General features: G+C 31.3%; 4 protein-coding genes. All 4 read right to left on the reverse strand.

What is annotated here, in order from left to right:
• Positions 1 to 679 (reverse strand): HDOD domain-containing protein (locus AC30RD_RS08180; RefSeq protein WP_489493986.1); only part of this gene is annotated, 679 nt, incomplete at its 3' end.
• Positions 676 to 1,563, reverse strand: coding sequence for an NAD(P)H-dependent glycerol-3-phosphate dehydrogenase (locus AC30RD_RS08185; protein ID WP_489493987.1), 888 nt, complete (start codon positions 1,561 to 1,563; stop codon positions 676 to 678). The genes AC30RD_RS08185 and AC30RD_RS08180, both read right to left, overlap by 4 nt.
• A complete protein-coding gene (locus AC30RD_RS08190; RefSeq protein ID WP_489493988.1) occupies positions 1,563 to 2,282 on the reverse strand; it encodes a potassium channel family protein in 720 nt (239 codons plus the stop codon). Before AC30RD_RS08190 ends, AC30RD_RS08185 begins: the two co-directional genes overlap by 1 nt.
• On the reverse strand, positions 2,263 to 2,508 hold the full coding sequence (locus AC30RD_RS08195; protein ID WP_489493989.1) for a hypothetical protein: 246 nt from the start codon (positions 2,506 to 2,508) through the stop codon (positions 2,263 to 2,265). The genes AC30RD_RS08190 and AC30RD_RS08195 overlap by 20 nt, the downstream gene beginning before the upstream one ends.
• Positions 2,509 to 2,652: the final 144 nt, after the last annotated feature.

Genomic DNA, 2,652 nt, shown 5'->3' on the forward strand with positions numbered 1-2,652 from the left:
TTATAGATACAATACTTCTAATAGAATAAAGAAAATTTGATATTGAATTTTCATTGCAGTTTGAAGATTCCAATATAATTTTTACAAATTTTTTTTCAAAATTCCATTTTTCAAAAATACTCGCCGTTACATCGATAGTATCTACTCCAAAAATCTCTTTTTCTATATGATCTATATTTATTAGCGACTCATCTTTGTCCACTATATTTATCCCTTCTTGTTTTGCGAATTTTGCTATGACTATTTTTCCTATATCCGATAAAAAAGATATACTATTTAATAAAATGGATCTACTTTTATCATTTTTAAAAAAGTTTTTAGATATTTTACTTTTTAATATTGAAAAATTTAAAAAATCTATCTCCCCTATCCCGTATGGAGATAGTTCAAAATCAAAATTTTTCTCAAAAAACGAATAAATAGCAAAATTCATAATCTCGTCAAATCCAAACAATACTATAGCGTGCCTCAAATCGTGGATCTCATGAGCAAAACCGTAATATGGAGAATTTGCCACTTTTAAAATATCGGCTGTCAACAAAGGATCTTTTAAAATAATCTTTTCAAGATCTGAAGCTGTGGAGTTTTTATCTTCGTATGTTCTTTTTAACTCTTCAACGGTCTTTGGTAAAGGAGGAAGTTTGTCTATCTCGTTTTTAATATATTCAAGAATACTCATCGCAAAAGATCCTTCAAACTAATTTGAGGATTTTTACCCTTTAATATCATAAAAACTTCATCTGCGATAGGAGTATAAATATCGTATTTTTGAGAAAGCTTAACAATGGCTTTGACGGTATATACCCCTTCTGCAACCTCTCCAAGAGAATCTAAAATATTTCTTAACTCCTCTCCTTTTGCAAGACCTAACCCCACTCTGTAATTTCTTGATAGTTTACTGCTTGCTGTTAAAAAAAGATCACCGGCACCGCTTAATCCCAAAAAAGTTTCACTTTTTGCGCCAAAATATTTGCCAAATCTCTCCATCTCTACCAAACCTCTTGCCAAGAGCGCTGCTCTTGCGTTATTTCCAAGTCTCAATCCGTCACATATCCCAGAAGCTATAGCGATAACGTTTTTGTAAGCTCCTGCGATCTCCGCACCAATAACGTCTGAACTTATATATGTCTTTATAAAATCTGGAAAAAGATTTGCAAACTTTTTTGCCAACTCAAGATTTGTCGAATTAACAACCAAAGCGGTAGGAAGCCCCTCTTTTACCTCTTTTGCGAATGATGGTCCCGTCAAAAAGCAGATATTTTCTTTTGGAAGATACTCTTCATATATTTCATTTAAAAATTTCCCGGTTTTTACATCTATACCTTTAGAAGCTACAAGAATCTTTTTTTTAGGAGAAATCCTGTTTTTTTCGAGCCACTCTCTCGTGGCTTGGGCAGGAAGAGCTATAACAATATATTCTATATTTTTAAAAATATAATCCAAATCGACAAAATTTGGCAAATCTTTTTTTTCTCTTGAAGTTATATATACCATATTTTTTTGAGATAGTGCATATTGAAGAGCCTCTCCCCATTTTCCGGCACCAACTATCGCTATATTCATCATTTTTTACCTTTTAATATGCTAAGTTCGAGCTCCTCTTCAAACTTTTTTATATCCTCTTTTTTTCCGATAACTACCAATATATCTCCAGCGTCAAGTTTATGTCTGATACCTTTTGTAATAAAGGTAAATCTATTACCAAGCTCTTTATCTACGATTCCTATAACTATGATATTAAATTTTTTTATATCTGCATTATCTATATTTATTCCATCCAAAAAAGAATTTTCGGGTATCTCTATTTCACTAAAAGTTATGGTAGGATCTTGTAAAATATTGTCAATGGCTTCGGTAACCGCAGGTTTTTCCAAAATAAAAAATATCCTATTTGCCGCCGCTTCCATAGTATCTATCACTTTATCGGCTCCGGCCAATTTTAGTTTTCGCTCCGACTCTTTTGACTCACATATGGAAATTATCTCTACTTTATGAAAAATAGCTTTAAATGTTATCGTTAAATAGATATTTTCTTCTTCGTTATCAAAAGCGCAAAAAATCTTTTTAAAACCGTTATCAAGCAAAATATTGGTCAACTCTTCGTCGTTTTCTATATCGACAACCAAAATATGTTCAAATCCGTCCATTGATGCGTGTTTTAAGTTTTTTTTGTCGTATTCGGCTATATATAGCTCATAATTGCTGTTTCTTAACTGTTTTGCGATCTGCTCGCCGTATCTTCCGTAACCAAAAAGTAAAATTTTATCTTTTTTTTCTGACATGGCTTAAAGTGCTTTCCGTAACTTGAGATTTGAAATTATTTATGCTTATATTGTAACCAAGAATCACCAAAATATCGTTTGCTTTCAACTCAAAACTATCTTCTGGATTAAAATAAAACTTCCTTTTTTGCTCCGGAATGATCTCATTTTCAATATGTCTAATAACACCAAGCAATATTAGCTTAAATTTTGCAAAATCTATTTGGGATATTTTTCTATTTTCCAAAATTTATCTGGATTAATTCGTAGAATAAAAAAGATTAATTACAAGGTTAAAATAGCAGTAAATATTAGAACACAAAATATTGGTTTGTTAGATGAACTTTTTTCAAGCGGAGTTGATAAAATTGGTATTAGCATTGACGTTGTT

The sequence above is a fragment of the Nitrosophilus sp. genome, assembly GCF_982775275.1.